Source organism: Streptomyces sp. 11x1 (assembly GCF_032598905.1).
Classification (GTDB): domain Bacteria; phylum Actinomycetota; class Actinomycetes; order Streptomycetales; family Streptomycetaceae; genus Streptomyces.
In genome coordinates this window covers 3903308-3920374 of the sequence record NZ_CP122458.1, presented here as the reverse complement: position 1 = coordinate 3920374, position 17067 = coordinate 3903308, and the positions used below count along the sequence as shown (strand labels likewise).

Here is a 17067-nt window from a genome sequence, read left to right as displayed (position 1 = left end):
GTTGCCGGATGCAGCCGCTCCGCTTTGGAGTTCCTTGAGAGTTTCGGCCCGGCCATGTCGCCCGGCCCCCGCCGCGGCCGAGGGTGAGATCAGGACCTGGTGGACCGACCGACGACCAATCGACCGACGACCAATCGACCGCACGACAAGGAGAGTTCATCATGGCGACCTTGGCACGGTGGTGCTATCGACACCGGCTGGTGGTCCTGTTGCTGTGGGTGGGAACCGTGTTCGGCGTCGGCTTCGCCGGCACGAGCGCGGGCATGGTCTACACGAACGCCCTCTCCCTCCCGGACACGGACTCCAAGTATGCGTACGACCTGCTGGACAAGGCCTTCCCCGAGCGCACGGGCGACACCGACACGGTGGTGTGGAAGGTGGACGAGGGGGCGGCCGACGACGAGGCCGTACGGTCCCGGATCGAGCCCGCGCTCGCGAAGATCGGCCGGATGGCGGGTGTCGGGGACGTCACCAGCCCGTACGACGACGGGGACCTGGCAGGCGGCGGTGCGGGCATCAGCCGCGACGGAACCATCGCCTACGCGCAGGTGACCTTCACCGAGCAGGTGGACTCGGTCCCCAAGGACCTCGTCGACGACGTCATCGAGACCGCGCAGGGCGCCGAACGGGCCGGTCTCCAGGTCGAGTTGGGCGGCCAGGCCATCGCGCGCAGCCAGCAGGTCTCCCAGGGCACGTCCGAGGCGGTCGGCATCCTGGCGGCGGCGGTCGTCCTCTTCCTCGCCTTCGGCTCGCTCTTCGCGATGCTGCTGCCGATCGTCGTCGCCGTCGCCGGGGTCGGCACCGGACTGATGGCCACGGCCCTGCTCAGCCACACCACGAACATCCCGGACGTGGCCCCGCTGCTCGGCTCGCTCATCGGTCTCGGTGTCGGCATCGACTACGCCCTGTTCATCGTCACCCGGCACCGGCGCGGCATCCTGCGCGGCATGGAACCGGAGGAGGCCGCGGTCACCGCACTCAACACCTCCGGCCGCGCGGTGCTGTTCGCGGGCGGCACCGTCTGCATCGCGCTCGCCGGAATGCTGGTGATGAACCTCCGCTTCCTGGACGGCGTCGTCATCGCGACCTCGCTGACGGTGGTCCTGAGCGTGCTGGTGGCCGTCACCCTGCTGCCGGCGCTCCTCGGTGTCCTCGGCCCGCGCGTCCTCAGCCGCCGCGAGCGCCGGCGCCTCGCCGTCACCGGTCCCGAACCCGAGCTGACGAGCGGCCTCGCGGCCCGTTGGTCGGCGTACGTCGAGCGGCGTCCGCGTTCCACCGCCGTGCTCGCCCTCGTCGTCATGCTGGTCCTCGCGATCCCCGTCCTGTCGATCCGTCTCGGCACCTCCGACCAGGGCAACCACGGCGACACCACGACGACCCGCCAGGCATACGACCTGCTGGCGGAGGGTTTCGGCCCCGGTTTCAACGGCCCCCTCCAGGTCGTCGTGGACGGAGCCGACACCGAGGGGCTGCTCGCGCGCATCGAGTCCACCGAGGGAGTGGCCCAGGTGGCCGCCCTACCGCCCACGAACGGCGTCACGGTGATCCAGGTCGTCCCCACGACCTCACCGCAGGCGGAGGAGACGGACCGGCTCATCGACCGGCTGCGCGAGGACGTCATCCCGGCGTCCGGGGCCGAGGCCCATGTGGGTGGGGTGACGGCGGTCTCGAAGGACTTCGCCTCGGTGACGGGCGACCGCCTCCCCTACTTCATCGCGGCGATCGTCGCGCTGGGCTTCCTGCTGCTGCTGGTCGCCTTCCGCTCTCTGATGGTGCCCCTGACGGCCGCGCTGATGAACCTCGTCGCGGCGGCCGCGTCCTTCGGGGTACTGGTGGCGATCTTCCAGTGGGGCTGGGGAACGGAACTCCTCGGCATCGGCAAGGAGGGCCCGATCGCCGCGTTCCTCCCGGTCATCATGCTCTCGCTCCTGTTCGGCCTCTCCATGGACTACCAGGTCTTCCTGGTCAGCCGGATGCACGAGGAGTGGGTCCACACCAAGGACAACGCCCGCGCCGTCCGCGTCGGCCTCGCCGAGACCGGCCGGGTCATCAACTGCGCGGCCCTGATCATGATGTGCGTCTTCAGCGCGTTCGTCCTCAGCGGCGAGCTGGAGGCCGCGATGGCCGGTATCGGCCTGGCCGCCGCCGTCGCCCTGGACGCCTTCGTCCTGCGTACGGCACTGGTGCCGGCCGCGATGCATCTGCTCGGCAAGGCGAACTGGTGGTTGCCGGCCGGGCTGGAGAAGTGGTTGCCGCACGTGGCGGTGGAGCCGAGGGAGGAAGCGCCTCCGGCGGTTCAGCCGCCCTCGGTGAACGGCGAAGACCACGCCTCCGCGATCCATGGCTTCGTCCGCACGGCGGAGGGCGAGCCGGTCGAGGGCGCCGAGGTGACCCTGCTGTCACAGGGCGGCCGTCAGCTGGACCGGGTGACCTCCCTGGCGGACGGCTCGTACATCGTGGCCGCCCCCGGTCCGGGCCCCTATCTGCTGGCGACGCCCTCAGCGACGTCCGCGTCCCGTACGCGTCAGGTGGTCGTGGGCGAAGAGCCGCTCGTGTACGACCTGGAGCTGGCGGAGGCGGCGGAGGGGGAGGTGGACGCCATCAACTAGTTCAGGACAGACCGGCTTGGAGGAGACGCTCGACGTCAAGCACGACCTTGCCGCCCACGGACTCGGGGAGCGTGACGAGCTCCCCGGGGATGTGGATGCCGTGCTTGGCGTAGCTGCCCCGTGCCGGATCGGTCAGGACGTGGAGGCGCTGGTGCTTGCGGTCGATGATCACATAGACGGGGACGCGGGCCTTGGCGTAGTGGGTGACCTTCGTCTGCAGGTCCGTCTTCCAGTTGCTGGAGGTGACCTCCATGACCAGGCGGAAGCACATCGGGTCGTAGCAGCTGTTCTCCACCAGGTGATCGCGGTAGTCGTCGTCGACGACCGACAGATCGGGGATGGCGTAGTCCTCGGGGCCGCTGGGCAGCCAGAGGCCGATGCCCGGAAGCGCACGCACCAGTCCCAGCTGCATGAAGGGGGCGGCGAACAGCATCAGCGCCTCGGAGTGAGGGCCGTCCGGTGCGGGGCTCACGAGGATCTGGTCTCCGATGATCTCGACGCGGAGGCCCGGAACGCTCTCCATGATGTGGTTCGCTTCGGCGATCAGCGCCCGCTCCCCGTGCGACCGCTCGACAGCTGCTGCGGACATCACGTGCCTCCCATGGGCTGGTGTCGAGACCGTCATGGTAAGCAGGCCCGACGAGGGATGTCCCGTTCGATCCCGTTCACCCGACAGTGATCACTCCGCCGCCCGCCCCTCGACCCCCGGCTCTGCCTTCGTCATCCCCGGCAGGAAGTCCGTGAACAGCTCGTGCACCTCGCGGACCAGCGGTCGCAGTGCCCGGAAGCGGGCCAGCGAGACACCCCGGGTGGTCAGCCGGGCCCCCCGCTCGGCCAGCCGGTAGCTGCGGGCGCGCCCCTCGCTCCGGTCGAAGACCCAGTACAGGACGAGCCCCATGAGGGAGAGCCACATCAACTCGGGCAGAATGCCACGGAGTTCGTCCGGGACCTTGGCCTTGGACCCGGCGAGCACCTCGCGGTGGATGGCGATGGACTCCTCGCGCGGCCCCGCCGACTCGGGGGAGAAGGGGCTGAGCGGGCTCTGCGGATCGGCCGCGTTCTTGAAGAACTGCGCCGCGAACTCGTGGTACGGCTCCGCCACGTCCAGCCACGCCTTGAGCACCCCGGCGATCCGCGCCTCCAGATCCTTCTCCCGCTCCAGCACGGGCCGTACCGCCACCAGGTGCTCCGCGCCGATCCGGTCGTAGAACCCCTGGATCAGATGCTCCTTGCCGGCGAAGTAGTAGTACGCGTTGCCGACGGAGACCCCGGCCTCCTTCGCGATGGCCCGCATGGTCGTCTTGTCGTACCCGCGCTCCTGGAAGAGCCGCAGCGCGGTCTCCAGGATCAGCGCGCGGGTCTGCTCGGACTTGGCGGTGCCCCGGGGGCCGGACTGCTCCGTGCCGCCCCCGGGGCCGCCGGGCTCCGCGTCGAGCTGGTCGTCGAAGGGCTCTGGGCTGGGGCTGTCGTTCGCTGCGGGCACGGGCAGAGCCTAACGAGTCGGGCAGGTACCGGTGTCGCAGTCACCCGGAGGCCGGTAGACCCACCCGTTCCGCCGGTCGTACGCCCACCCGCTCAGCTCGGCCCCGCCGCTCCCACAGCCCGAGCCGGGCTGCCGGTGGGCGCCCCGCCACTTCGCGGCGGTGAGTACGGCGGTGCGCGCGAGCCGGGCCCCCGCCGGGGTGCTCAGCCGGTGCGCGAGCGGCCGGTGCCGGCGCAGGGCCCACAGGCACACGATCCAGGCGGCGGACCCCCGGTACACCTGCCCGCCGTCCCCCACGATCGTGATCTCCTCCAGCGTCGCCGAATGATCGAGCGACGGGAACTGCTGATGTGCCTCCTCCGAGCCTGCCGCGACGAACGTCAGCGGAACCAACTGCCGCTGCCTGCCCAGCCACTCCCGCAGGAAGGCGCACAGCCCGCACCCGGCGTCGTAGAGCACGGTGAGCCCGTGGACCGGGACACGCTCGGCTCCCCGGTCCACGGTGGCCGGCCCGGCCTCGGCGCTCATACGCGCCCGGTCGGAGCGACCGGAGGGGCCCAGCCTTGCGGCGGGACCGGCGGCAGCTGCTCCCGCTCCATGACGCCCCGCCGCCGGAACTTGTTCAGCACGAACACGTTCCCCAGGTGCAGCGCGCCGAGCACGAGCAGCACCACGCCGAGCTTCGCCGACACCGCCTCGAACACCTCGCGGGGGCTGGTGATGGCGCCGTCGGCGTTCAGGTACAGCGCCACGAAGCCCAGGTTCACGAGATAGAACCCGACCACCAGGAGATGGTTCACCGCGTCCGCGAGCGTTTCGTTCCCCCGCAGCACGTCCGAGAGGAAGATCCGCCCGTTCTTGCTCAACGTCCGCGCCACCCAAACCGTCAGCCCCACGCTGACCAGCGAATAGACGACGTACGCGACGACCGTGAGATCCATGTCCCCACCCCTCAGTGACATTCTTGAACGCGTTCAAAGCGTTCTGGGGGGACTGTATCGCTGTTTTTGAACACGTTCAACCGTCGGTGGGGTGAACGGGCGGACGGCCGATCGATCATCCGGCGCGGGCGAGCTCCGGCCGCTTGCTGTAGTCCGTGAGGCCGATGACGTTCCCCCAGGGATCCGCGAACTCGACGGTCCATCCGGTGGCGACGGAGAAGGGGGCGTCGAGCGGCGGCACACCCGCCGCCGCGAGGGCCCGCGCGGCAGCCCGCGCGTCGGGCACCTCCAGCCACACCCGCGCGGACGCCCACGCGGGCGGCCGCTGCCGCAACTCCTTCTCCACCCGTAGCAGCAGTCCGGGCGTCTCCTTGCCGACCTTCAGCCCCGCGATCCCGGCCTCGTCCAGCCGAAAGCCGAGCTCGAAGCCGGCCCGCTCATAGAGGGAGACGGCCTCGGCGAGGTCGCCGACGGGGAGGAGGACGTTGTCGAAACCGAGTAGCTCGTATGACTCTTTGTCTGACATGTCGTCAGATTAGGGTGTCGGCCGATGTGACTGCGGGAGCGACAGCACGCGCCTGCGCGGTCGGGGGACGGCGGGAACAGGGGGACATGGCAAGGGGCAAGGCAAAGGGGCCGAACCGCGGCTGTCCGCGGCCGGCCCCCTCCCCACTCCCGCTCCGGTCAGCCGATGGCGATCCGGGTCTTCCAGTAGCTCGCGGGAGCCACGATCTCCGTACCCGAGCCCGCCAAGACGGCCTTGCCGCCGGCGTAGAAGCGGACCGAACCGTCCGAACGCACCGTCCAGATGTCAGGAATGGTGTCCCCGTTCGCGTCCGGGGTCCCGATCAGCAGCGGGATGTTGGCGCTGGACCAGCCGGCGGACCCGTACTCGAGGTCGGTGCCGCCGGAGGAGTCGGCGCCGGAGGACAGGGAGTCCAGGTCGGTGCCGCCGCCGCTCGCCGCCTTGCCCTTGCGGAGCTTGAGCTGGGCATGGACGTCCGTGCGGTACACCATGTCCGTCACTCCGTCGCCGGTGATGTCCAGGACGGTGACGATGTCGCGTTCGGTCCAGGTGGACGCCGCCAGGCGGGTGGCCTGGTCGATGGTGGCGCCGTGGTAGCCGGTGAGGGCCCAGAGTTCGTCGCCCGCGGTGGCGAAGAAGTCGGTACGGCCGTCGCCGGTGGCGTCACCCGTGGACACGATCTGCGTCAGCGAGGCGGGGCTCGGGGCCCCCTCGGGCAGCAGGATCTCCACGCGCTTGTCGATGTTGACGGCGCCGTAGCCGTCGCCGGGGTACACCCAGAGCTTGCCACCGACGCGCACCACCAGGTCCTGAAGGCCGTCACCGCCGTAGATGTCCCCCGTTGTGGGTGATCAGAGCGCCCTTGAAGTGACCGGAGGGCGCGGCGACGTACGGCGGCAGGTCGTCGCCGTTCGGATCCTTGTCCGGGTTGGAGCGGTAGGCGCCGGCCATCGAGTAGTCCAGGTCGCCGGAGCCCTTGGTGAGGTCGTCGGTGGCCTGGGAGGGGTAGAGGGCCAGATTGCCCGCGTCGGTGACGACCATCAGGTCCGGGAGCTTGTCCCCGGTGAAGTCGCCGGGTGAGTCGGCCTGGTCGCGAGGGCTGACGTAGAAGAAGTACTTCGTGGGCTGTGACACGTTGCCCGCGCTGTCCACGGTCCGCACGTACAGAACGTTCGGACCGGCGGTGGGCGGCTTGGCATTCGTCAGCGTCCCGCTGACCGTGGTCGCGGTACCGGCCTTCCGGTCCAGGTGGAAGGGGTAGCTGGGCGCGCTGAACCCGTATTCGTAGCGCACACCACTTGCGCGGCCCACGACATCGCCGACCCGGCCACGAAGCTGATCAGCGCGACCCGCACCACCTACGACAACCAGTCGTACGGTGACGCCCCGACGAAGGGGCTGGTGACGGCCGCCGCCGGTGTGGACGGCGCCGGCACCTCGTACTCGGTCGTCACGAAGACGACGTACGACCCGCTGGGCCGGGTCCGTACCGTCGCGAAGCCGGGCGCGGGTACGACGGAGATGCAGTACACCCCCGGGGACACGGGTGGCCCCGTCACATCCGTGAAGGCGATCAACGCCAAGGGACATGCCGTCACCACGACCTTCGACCCGGGCCGCAGCCTGGCTCTCACGGTCACCGACGCCAACGGCCGGGTCATCCGGAACGAGTACGACGCACTCGGGCGATTCGTGAAGGGCTGGTCCCCGTCCCGCTCCTCCGGTGGCAAGTCACCGAACGTCGAGATCGAGTACCAGCCGGCGATCGCCACCTCGAACGAGTCCCGTCCCGCCACCGTCACCACCAAGGCGCTGAAGGACGACGGCACCTACAGCCGTCAGGTGGCGATCTACGACGGCCTGATGCGCCAGGTCCAGACCCAGGCGGAGGCACACGGTCCCGGCCGCGTCGTCACGGACACCACGTACGACGATCACGGCCTGGTCGACGAGCAGACCGGCGCCTACCTCGCGAAGAACGAGCCGACCGCCGAACTCTTCGCCCCCAAGTCGAAGTCGCTCGTTCCGAGCCGGGTCAAGTTCCGGTACGACGGCCTCGAACGGCCGGTGAGCGAGTCGAAGTACCACGACGAGAAGGTGGTGCACGCGACCAAGACGCAGTACGGCGACACCAGCACCTACGTCGACCCGGCCGGTTCGACGTCGCCGCGGACCCGAACACACACGGACGCCCTCGGCCGAGTCACCTCGATCGTCCACTACAAGGACGACAGCACGACTGTCGGACGCACGACCACCTACGCGTACGACGCCCGTGGTCAGCGCACCAGCGTCAAGGATCCCGCCGGCAACGAGTGGACGTACACGTACGACGCCCGCGGCCGCGTCGTCTCCACGACCGACCCGGACGTGGGCAAGACGGAGACCTGGTACGACGAGGCCGACCGACCGTACAAGGTCAAGGACGCGAAGGAGCGGACGACCTACACGGAGTACGACGAACTGGGCCGGATCAAGTTCGTCCGCGAGAACTCCGAGACCGGCACGCCGGTCAAGTCGTTCAGGTACGACTCCCTGCCAGGCGCACTCGGACAGCCGGTCGCCTCGACCAGGCACACCGCGAACGGCGACTACATCAGCCGTGTCACGGGTTACGACACCGAGTACCGTCCGACGGGTACCGAGACGGTGATCCCAGCCAACATCATGACGACGGGGGTCTCGGGCACGTACGCGTACAAGTACACGTACACGTACACGCCGACCGGAACGCCGCAGACGGTCACGCTGCCGTTCGTGGGCGGACTGGCCCAGGAGAAGGTCGTCACCCGCTACAACAGCGACGGCCTGACGGAGTCGACGTCGGGTCTCGCCTGGTACACGTCCGACGTCACCTACTCCCCGTACGGCGAACCCCTTCGCACGGTGTCCGGCTCCCAGCCGAACCGCGTCTGGACGACCAACTTCGTCGACCCGTACACCGGACGACTCCAGCGCACGGTCGCGGACCGTGAGACGGCCGGCCCGCACCGTATCTCGAACAGCTACTACGCGTACGACAAGTCCGGCCTCATCACGTCGAACGCCCGTCAGCTGTCGGATGCTTCGGGCGACACCTGGGACACCCAGTGCTTCACGTACGACGTGATGGGCGAGCTGGTCAACGCCTGGACATCGAACATCACGCCCGCCGGTAACGGTTCGGGCTGCAAGTCGGCGGACGGGACGACGTGGGGCCCGCGGACGGACTACGCGGCCTCGTCGGGTCCGGTGGCCGACGCTCCGGACGCGGCGACCGACGCGTCCGCCCCGGACACCTCGCTGAAGTCGACGCTGGCGTCCACGGCCCCGGCGGCGAACACGGTCAGCACCGGCGCCACCGCCTACCACCAGTCCTTCACCTTCGACTGGCTTGGCAACCGGGCGACGCTGACGGAGGCCGACCCGACGGACGCGACCAAGAACGTCACGTTCACGTACGGCTACAACCCGAAGCAACCGCACACGATGACGTCGATCGGCTCCAGCCTGGCGGGGCAGGGCAGCACGTATACGTATGACGCGGTCGGCAACACGACGGTCCGTGACCTGGCCGCTGGGCCGCAAGACCTGAATTGGACCTCGGAGAACAAGCTCGACACGATCACGGTCGGCGGCAAGAAGACGACGTACGTGTACGACGCCAGCGGCAACCGCCTCCTGGAGAACTCTCCCTCCGGATCGACGCTGTACCTGGGCGAGACGGAGGTGACGACGAGCAGTGCCGGTGCGGTGACCCGCGCGTCCCGGTCCTACGCCCCGCCCGGCGCCCCGGTCGTGACCCGCACCGCAACCAGCGGCGCGACGACGGGGCACCAGCTCTCGGCCCTCCTCGCAGAGCATCTGGGCACGGCGAACACGGCGGTGGCGCTGGCGAGCGGCCAGGCGGTCACCCGCCGAGCCGCCAAGCCGTACGGCGAACTCCGCGGCCCGAGACCGGCGTCGTGGCCCAACAAGCGCGGCTACATCGGCGTCGGTATCGACGACACGGCCACGGGCCTGACCCACATCGGCGCCCGTGAGTACGACCAGGACTCGGGCCGCTTCATCTCGGCGGACCCGATCATCGACATCGCGGACCCGCTGCAGATGAACGGCTACGCGTACTCCAACAACAGTCCGGTTTCCAAGTCCGATCCCACGGGTCTGTGCCTGACCTGCGGCAAGGGATATCCGATCGGCGGAACGGGCACCAACGGAACCAAGAAGGAGTATGTGGGTGCCCGTCAGGGGAGCTTCTCAGGGAGGGGGTGGGGTCGGCGAGCCGAGTAGAACCCCGGACGAGCAATGGATAAGGGCACATACTCCGAGATCGAACGACGCGCGCCAGGTGGCCAGCCAGTACTACGCCCATGGAAGCAACAAGCTCGCCAACAGCTCTGAGTACTGGTATCCGAAGACCAATGTGTTCGGTACTCCGGAAACAGTCTGCTTTGGCCGCCTGGCCTGCAACGCGGCGTACGCCTACTCCCTCGACCACCCGGATGATGCGGCCGGCGCGAAGGAAATCGCCGCCAACTACTGCGTAGAGAATCTGAAAAAATGTCAGGCGGATGCTCGCGTCTGGGCTCGGACGATGGAGCTCGGGGACGAAGGCGTCATGGCCGCGGGGGCGGGCACCGGCCGTTTGATCGGTGCGGGCGCCCGAAAATTCGGAGGCTGCACGCAGTGCTTCCTCGCGGGCACCGACGTCCTCATGGCCGACGGCACCACTAAGGACATCGAGGATGTCGGACTCGGCGACAAGGTTCAGGCCAGGGACCCGGAGACTGGTGAGGCAGGAGCGCGTGAAGTCACTCACCTCATCGTCACAGAGGACGACAAGTACTTTAACGAACTCTCCATCGCCACGGAAGGCGGCGTAGAACAGCTCACAGCAACCTACGAGCACCCCTTCTGGTCGCCATCAGAGAACGACTGGATCGAAGCCGGCGACCTTGAGCCGGGCGTGACCCTGCTCACTGACGAAGACGACACGGTCATCGTCACCGGGAACCGCGCCTACACGCGCCATGCCCGGACGTACAACCTCACTGTCGACGACCTGCATACGTTCTATGTGCTGGCGGGCAACACTCCAGTGCTGGTCCACAACAGCCGGTGCCAGTTCGCCAGCATGTCTGGGCCCCAGGGCGTTACCCTCTGGCTTCCCCAGGGCCGCAAGGCCCTGGCGACGGCCAATAACCTGAAGGGGTGGTTCTATGACATCAAGCCAGCCGAAGCCGCGGCTGCTGGCTACCACAAGAGCACCAGATACGTGCGCGTCATGAATCCGGTGACCAGTGGGCCGCATTCGTACCCAAACGGCTATGTGAGCTATCTCAACGAAGGAGGGCAAATCATTAATCCCATTACCGGAAAGACCGTTGTCAAGTCCGATCCCTTCTAGCATATTCCGATCCCATGATCTTAATGGATAATATCTTCACCTCGCAGTATTATCGTCCGGCTGCTGAGTCCGTCGGCTGGGACCCACTGAAGGAGCCGGACGCCCTGGAGGATGCGCAGCTTCTGGATTGTAGAGTGTGCCCGACTGTGAATCGTGCGGCGCTGCTCTTCGAAATGCGTACAGCGTCGTACTATCCAACAGGCAATTCCGCCCTTCTCGTGGTCCGCGGGCTGCGATCGTTTCAGTGGAGCGGATCGCCGCAGCGGCAGAAGCTGATGGCATTCTCGGTGATTTCCAGTAGGCCTTCTCATGTCGTTGATGGCGGATTGCGTCTGGACTTTCAGTTTTTCCCTGACGGTGATCTTTCTTTCGGTGGAGAATGTATGGAATTCTATCTTCTCGAGGTCCACGGGATCTCTGAAGCGCCACCGAGCTACCCAGGGAATGATCTAGATCAGGTGTGTCGTGATCTTCCCTCGTGGAATTCTGAATGTACGGTGCTGCAATCGTCATCCATGAGCGGTAAATGACATGTTGGTGGCGCTAGAATCGGCTGTTCAAGGCTCTCCTTGGAGAGTCTATTCACTTCATCTTGGCAGGCCGAGTCTTGGGCAAGTAAGAGATTGTCTCACCTGGTGACGGTATGAGCTGCGGCATGATGTCTCTCCGTGAGTGCCGATCTGTCGCAGCGGCTGGTTCCTGACGGTCTGTGGGAACTGGACGCCCCGTTGCTGCCGTCGTTCAACTCCCGTCCGCAGGGCGGCGGGACCGCGCCGCTGGGCGAGCGTGCCGTGTTCACGGCGGTGGTGTATGTGTTGACCGGGCGAACTCGGCACCCGGGGCGAGATCGACTGGACCTCGGTGATCGTGGATGCCGCGTCGGTGCGGGCGAAAGGGGGGGTTCGCTGACCGGGCCGAACTCGGTCGACCGCGGCAAGAAGGGCAGCAAGCTGCACGTGCTGTCCGAGACCCAGGGTCTCCCTCTCGCCGTCGTCGTGTCAGGCGCGAACATGCACGACGGCCTCGCCCTCAAGCCGTTGCTCCGTGGCATACCCGCTATCCGTTCCCGGGGCCGACCCAGTCGGCGCCGCCCGGTCGAACTCTGCGTCGACAAGACACCCCATGCAGCTTTCGGGTCAAGCAGCTGCCGAGAGTGGAGCTGGGGCGGAGGTGTTGAAGGCGATCGCTTCGTCGAACTTCTGGCGATTGGTCAGACAGTGGTCGAGCTGGCCGAGCATACGGTTGAACAGATGCCGGAGGGCCGCGCGGTAGTGGTCGCCGGCGTCCCGTCGGCGGTTGTAGTGGTCGTGTGCGCCGGGGGAAGCGGTCAGTAAGGCGAGTAAGCAGGCATTCGTGAACGCTTTGGTAGGCTTCGTCAAAGATCCTGGGAACGTTCAGATTACGCGAAAATAGCGCGGTACGTGTGCCCGACACTACGTGGATCTCAATACCGGGCGCCATGTCTAGATGGATATTGCCAGTTCTGGTATCTGGCCATGCAAGGGAAGCTGTAGATGGCGACTTTGGAGCCGTTCCTTGTGCTTGCGAAGGCCGTTTCCGAAGGGAGGATTTCTCCTTCGGAGTTCTCTCTTGTCTGTCTTCCTCTGTACAAGGGGTGCGGCGGGTCGTATCCGTCTGGCGAGCAGTATCAGGCGGCGACAGATCTCTTCTATGTCGCACATGGCTATGATTCAGCTGGCATCGGCATGCCGGATCTGCCGAACGATGATCAAGTTCGCCAGAGGGTGGCTGATATCGCACGGCGAATGAGGATACTTCTGCAGTAGCGGAATTCGAACGGGCTGTCTTGGGAGAGCAACGGCTACAGTCGCGTTGTTGTCGATGGATGAGTCAGAACGGCACGACTGGTCGTGTGCGGTCGGGGGATATTCCTTGCCGTGTTGTGCGCAGCAAGGCGCTGAGTTCCCTGGGTTGGAAGGCTAGCGCGACCGTGGGGGCGTCAGATTCGCGGAGGTGGATGGTTCCGTCGTTGCTGGTGGCCAGTTCGAGGCAGTTGTTTCCCTCGCTGCTGTAGGACGACTTCTGCCAGTGGAGGGTGGGCACTTCGGAGCCTTTCAGAGGTCGTTGATGATCTCGCGGATCAGGTCTCGGGAGGCGGACTCCTTGAGGGCGACCGCCTCGAAGCGGGTCATGAAGGTGCGGTACTTCTCCAGCTGGAGGTCGGCGTGGAGGAACACGGACCCATGTTCGGCGTCGAGTTGCACGGTGTCCAGTTGAGGGACCGGACCATCGGCGTACAGGACGGTCTGTCCGGCGCCGGGGAAGATGCCGGCGGTGTACGGGATGGCCAGCACGGTCACATGGTTCAGCTCGCTCATTTCCATGACCTGCTCCAACTGTCCACGCGTCACGTCGCGGTCACCGAACCGCATGCGTAGAGCTGCCTCGTGGATGACCGCGGTGTATGGGGTCGGGTTGGCCGCGAAAAGGATGCCCTGGCGCTTGATGCGGTGGGAGACGCGGTACTCGATTTCTGGCGGGGACAGCTGCGGGATGGACTGCCGGAAGACCAGGCGCGCGTAGTCGACGGTCTGGAACAGGCCTGGGATGTGCGCAACTTGGGCGGTGCGGATCGCCTTCGCGTGGTGTTCTAGCTCGGCCAGATCGAGCAGGCCGGAAGGGAGGGTCTCGCGGTACTCGTCCCACCAGTTCCGGGCCCGGCCTGCGGTCATGGCCGCCAAGGCCTCGATGTATGTGTCGTCCGAACAGCCGTAGCTGTGGGCGAACATGCGGACCCGATCCGCGCTGACCCCGAAGCGCCCGGCTTCGATGGAGCTGATGCGCGCCGAGTTGACGTTGAGCAACTCGCCTGCCTCGCGGGAATTCAGACCGGCACGTTGCCGTAGTTTGCGCAGCTCAGCACCAAGACGCTGCTGTCGTTCCGTCGCTGCTGCCCTTGGCGGCATGCTGCCCGCCCTTCACTCGTTGGAGTAATGGTTATCCGTAGTAGGTAGTAACCCTACTCCCAACCTCTATCTTCAGTATCGCAACTGCTACTCAACGTGACGTTGGTTTTCAGGAAGTGCACCGCCTTGCCCGCGCACAGCGCCGCGTAGGCGGCAGAGCCACCGCCCACGTCACACGCTGATCTGTCCGTCTCGGCCTGCTTGTGGCCCCTCCGTGCACGTCATCGACCCTCGCCGTACCTCACAGAGGAGTTGCCTCCATGGCCGATCTCGCCCTCAGCGCATCCTTCGCAGACACCCCGCTCACCAACGACTGGGAGTACGCCCTCCGGATCCCCCACTCGCCCCTTGGCCCCCGTATCGTTCGCGCTCACGTGCGAGCGGTGCTCACCTCCTACGAGGCTGGCCCGACCGTTCTCGGCAACGCTCAACTCGTCGCCTCCGAGCTGGTCACGAACTCCCTTGCTCATACGAAGCATTCGGTCGCCGTACGGCTCCTGCGCGCCGACGGGCGGCTGCGGTTGAGCGTGTGGGACAACAACCCGTGTCTGCCGCGCGAGAGGCCAAGGCCGGGGCTCGATGCCGAGAGCGGGCGGGGTCTGTGGCTGTCCAGGGCGTGCGCCGACGAATGGGGGCATTACCTCGTGGTCAACGGGCGCCGTGGCGGCGGTGGCAAGGAGGTGTGGGCGGAGTGGCGTTTCCCGGGCGTATAGGCGAGGGGGCCGCCCGTTCGGAGAGAACGAGCGACCCCCTCGGGAGCCTTGGCTTCGAGAACAGCAGAAGCGTGGTGTGCGGCCCCCTTGGTCAGTCCGCGCAGCCGCCCACCCGTCGTGTGCTCACCGCGATGTCGTCCATCCTCATTTCGAACGTCGCCGGGGCCGGGTTCGCCTGGTACAGCTGCCAGCCCAGCTTCAGTTTGTCGAAGGTGGGGAAGGTGAAGTCGTCCGGCGTGCCGCCGTGGTTCTTCGTGGAGACGGTCAGGTCAGGCTGGGGCACGCCGTTCAAGTAGACCGTGACGCGGTTGTCGGTGGCGTCCAGGTGGAACTCCGCGCACTGCCACTTCCCCGCTACGGCCGGCGAGGTGGTCTTCCACGCCGTCCAGTCACCCGTCGGGCCGAGGTCCGAGCCGACGCCCCAGAAGTTGCCCTTGTCGGTGGGGGCGTACTGGCCGCCGAGGGGGCGGACCAGGGTGGGGGAGTCGTGGCCGGAGGCCTCCGCGAGGGTCCAGTGGGCCCAGTCCGGAGCGATCGGGAACTCGGTCACGCGCAGCCGCACACGGGCCCAGAAGCTGTTGCCGCGCGGGGCGAGGTCGGACAGGACCATGAAGGCGCGGCCGTTGCCCTCGGTGTGGACGCGGAGTTCACGGCCGTGGCCGGTGGTGCTGGGGGCGACGGTCAGGGTGCCGTCGGAGGTGTCGGTGGTCCAGCCTCGGCCCCGTGTCACCGGGCCGAGGGGGAGGCGGTCGAAGTTCTCCCGGACGAGCGTGCCGCCGTACGTGTGGCTGGAGGGGGCGTGCGGGGCGGGCGTTGCCGAGGCCGTGGGGGGTGTCGCGATCAGGATCGCGGCCGCGGCCGACAGTGCGGCCGCGGCTTTCCTCAGGTTGGTCATGGAGGCAGTGTGTGATCAACCGCCCCATCCGTCACGGGAGTTGGATGCAATCCAGCCAAGCGGCAACGCCCCACGCGCGCGCCGGACCAGTAGTCCTACTGCGGGAAGGTCGGGGTCAGGCTCAGCTCCGTCACGATGTCGCTCGTGATCCCGGACGCGCCCGCTCGGAAATGCAGGCTCGTCGCGCGGTTCACGCTGCCGGCCAGGAGGTCCTTGTCGCCATCGCCGTCGAGATCGCGCAGGCGGATGGCGGAGCCGAACATCCCGTACTCCTCGGGGTTGCCCGGCACTCCCGCCGTCGTCCGGCTGAACCACTGGGAGCCGGTGCCGGACAAGCCCTTCCTGCCGCCGCGCAGGATGTGAAAGCCGCCCGCGTCCTTTGCCGAGCCGATCTTCTCCCCGGGAACGCCCACCGCGAGGTCCGCGTAGCCGTCGCGGTTCGTGTCGCCGGCGGAGAGCTCGTACCCGAAGCCGTCGCTCTTCGTCGCGGCCGTGGCGACGCCGGAAGTGGCCTGGGTGAGGCGGTACTTGGTGGTCGGGTCGCTCTTCCCACCGCGCACGACGACCACCGAGCCGGCGCCCTTGTTGTACGACGTGTCGCCGACCGCAAGGTCGCCGTAGCCGTCCTTGTCGAAGTCCGCGATGACGCCGGTCGGGTCGTAGTCCGGCTCCGTGTTGTTGATCGCGACCAGCTTGTCGCTCCACCTGACCGTCTTGCCGCCGCGCAGCAACCAGGCGTCCTGGGTCATCTTGTTCTTGCGGTAGCCCTGGCCGAGGACGTACAGGTCGGTGGCCTTGTCCCTGGTGACCTTCCCGGCGACGAGCCCCGTGGGTTCCAGGGTGCGGGCGTGGTTCGAGCGGGTGTGCCGGGTGACCTTTCCCGTCTTGCCGGTCTTGGTGAAACCACCCCGGTAGATGTGGACGGTGTCGATGCCGTCGGCGACCGCCAGGTCCGCCTTGCCGTCGCCGTCGAAGTCGCCGGTCTCGAGCTCATTGCCGAAGCTGAGATGGGACTTGGCCTTGAGGGGGAGCCTGGTCGCCTTGGTCCCGAGACCGGACTTGGCGCCCCACATGATGGTGACCGCGCCCGCGCTGACCTTCCCGCTCACCTTCTCGCTGCGGTCGGCGACCGCCAGATCGGCGTAGCCGTCACGGTTGAGGTCGGCGGCGGCGAGGTCCTCACCGAATCCGTCGCCGTAGCCGCCCGCGTCGCCGGACTTCCCCGGCACACCCGCGCTGTTCTGCGTGAACGTCTTGGTCTTGGTGCCGGGGCCGGTCGCCGTCCCGTACGTCACCGTGAACGACCCCCAGTCGGTGGTCGCGTAGTCCCGGTACCCGTCGCCGTTGAAATCGTCGGCGTACTTCGCGGGGGCGGCGCTCGCGGTGCCGGTCGAGAGGCCGAGCAGTCCGCCGGTCAGCGACACGGCCGCGGCCGTCGCGAGAACCAGGCGGGTGTTCCTGCGCGTGAACATGCGTCTCCTGCGGTGGGCGCGGGGCCCGCTGGGGCCCCGCGCTGGTAGGGGTGCCCTGCCCGGATATCCGCACATTTGTGCACGCGGCCGCGCTGCGATCGCGAGGCGAACG

13 protein-coding genes and 2 pseudogenes are annotated in these 17067 nt (G+C 67.4%); 5 read left to right on the top strand and 10 right to left on the bottom strand.

The window, feature by feature from the left end:
- The first annotated feature begins 161 nt into the window (after positions 1-161).
- On the top strand, positions 162-2609 hold the full coding sequence (locus P8T65_RS16955) for an MMPL family transporter (RefSeq protein ID WP_316726176.1): 2448 nt from the start codon (positions 162-164) through the stop codon (positions 2607-2609).
- Position 2610: 1 nt separating this feature from the next.
- Here P8T65_RS16955 and P8T65_RS16950 read toward each other — a convergent pair whose 3' ends face one another.
- The 6 genes and pseudogenes from P8T65_RS16950 to P8T65_RS16925 all read right to left on the bottom strand — a co-directional run.
- Positions 2611-3198, bottom strand: coding sequence for a Uma2 family endonuclease (locus P8T65_RS16950; RefSeq protein ID WP_316726175.1), 588 nt, complete (start codon positions 3196-3198; stop codon positions 2611-2613).
- Positions 3199-3288: 90 nt separating this feature from the next.
- On the bottom strand, positions 3289-4092 hold the full coding sequence (locus tag P8T65_RS16945; RefSeq protein ID WP_316726174.1) for a TetR family transcriptional regulator: 804 nt from the start codon (positions 4090-4092) through the stop codon (positions 3289-3291).
- 9 nt (positions 4093-4101) lie between these two features.
- The gene (locus P8T65_RS16940; RefSeq protein WP_316726173.1) at positions 4102-4620 is read right to left on the bottom strand and encodes a DUF393 domain-containing protein; all 519 of its coding nucleotides are present in this window, start codon (positions 4618-4620) and stop codon (positions 4102-4104) included.
- The gene (locus P8T65_RS16935; RefSeq protein ID WP_316726172.1) at positions 4617-5033 is read right to left on the bottom strand and encodes a hypothetical protein; all 417 of its coding nucleotides are present in this window, start codon (positions 5031-5033) and stop codon (positions 4617-4619) included. The genes P8T65_RS16940 and P8T65_RS16935 overlap by 4 nt, the downstream gene beginning before the upstream one ends.
- Before the next feature lie 115 nt (positions 5034-5148).
- A complete protein-coding gene (locus P8T65_RS16930) occupies positions 5149-5559 on the bottom strand; it encodes a VOC family protein (protein ID WP_316726171.1) in 411 nt (136 codons plus the stop codon).
- Between the two features lie 158 nt (positions 5560-5717).
- Positions 5718-6852, bottom strand: a pseudogene (locus P8T65_RS16925) (hypothetical protein); the annotation flags it as partial.
- Between P8T65_RS16925 and P8T65_RS16920 the strand changes: the two are divergent.
- The 3 genes and pseudogenes from P8T65_RS16920 to P8T65_RS47280 all read left to right on the top strand — a co-directional run.
- A pseudogene (locus P8T65_RS16920) lies at positions 6853-10663 on the top strand (polymorphic toxin-type HINT domain-containing protein); the annotation flags it as partial.
- A gap of 299 nt (positions 10664-10962) precedes the next feature.
- Positions 10963-11478, top strand: a complete 516-nt coding sequence (locus P8T65_RS16915; protein WP_316726170.1) for a hypothetical protein — start codon at positions 10963-10965, stop codon at positions 11476-11478.
- 138 nt (positions 11479-11616) lie between these two features.
- Positions 11617-12282, top strand: coding sequence for a transposase (locus P8T65_RS47280; protein WP_399099076.1), 666 nt, complete (start codon positions 11617-11619; stop codon positions 12280-12282).
- Positions 12283-12799: 517 nt separating this feature from the next.
- On the opposite strand, the gene P8T65_RS16900 is transcribed toward P8T65_RS47280, so the two are convergent.
- Entirely contained in the window at positions 12800-13012 is a 213-nt protein-coding gene (locus P8T65_RS16900; RefSeq protein ID WP_316726169.1) for a DUF397 domain-containing protein, read from the bottom strand.
- 11 nt (positions 13013-13023) lie between these two features.
- Positions 13024-13875 carry a helix-turn-helix transcriptional regulator gene (locus P8T65_RS16895; RefSeq protein ID WP_316726168.1) on the bottom strand — a complete coding sequence of 284 codons (852 nt, stop codon included), beginning with the start codon at positions 13873-13875 and terminating at the stop codon, positions 13024-13026.
- A gap of 260 nt (positions 13876-14135) precedes the next feature.
- Here P8T65_RS16895 and P8T65_RS16890 point away from each other — a divergent pair, with 260 nt between their 5' ends.
- Positions 14136-14588 carry an ATP-binding protein gene (locus P8T65_RS16890; protein ID WP_316726167.1) on the top strand — a complete coding sequence of 151 codons (453 nt, stop codon included), beginning with the start codon at positions 14136-14138 and terminating at the stop codon, positions 14586-14588.
- Positions 14589-14679: 91 nt separating this feature from the next.
- Here P8T65_RS16890 and P8T65_RS16885 read toward each other — a convergent pair whose 3' ends face one another.
- Together P8T65_RS16885 and P8T65_RS16880 are read right to left on the bottom strand one after the other, a co-directional pair.
- Entirely contained in the window at positions 14680-15483 is an 804-nt protein-coding gene (locus tag P8T65_RS16885; protein WP_316726166.1) for a hypothetical protein, read from the bottom strand.
- A 95-nt stretch (positions 15484-15578) separates the two neighbouring features.
- Complete coding sequence (locus P8T65_RS16880; RefSeq protein ID WP_316726165.1) at positions 15579-16955, bottom strand: FG-GAP and VCBS repeat-containing protein; 1377 nt, start codon at positions 16953-16955, stop codon at positions 15579-15581.
- Between the last annotated feature and the right edge of the window lie 112 nt (positions 16956-17067).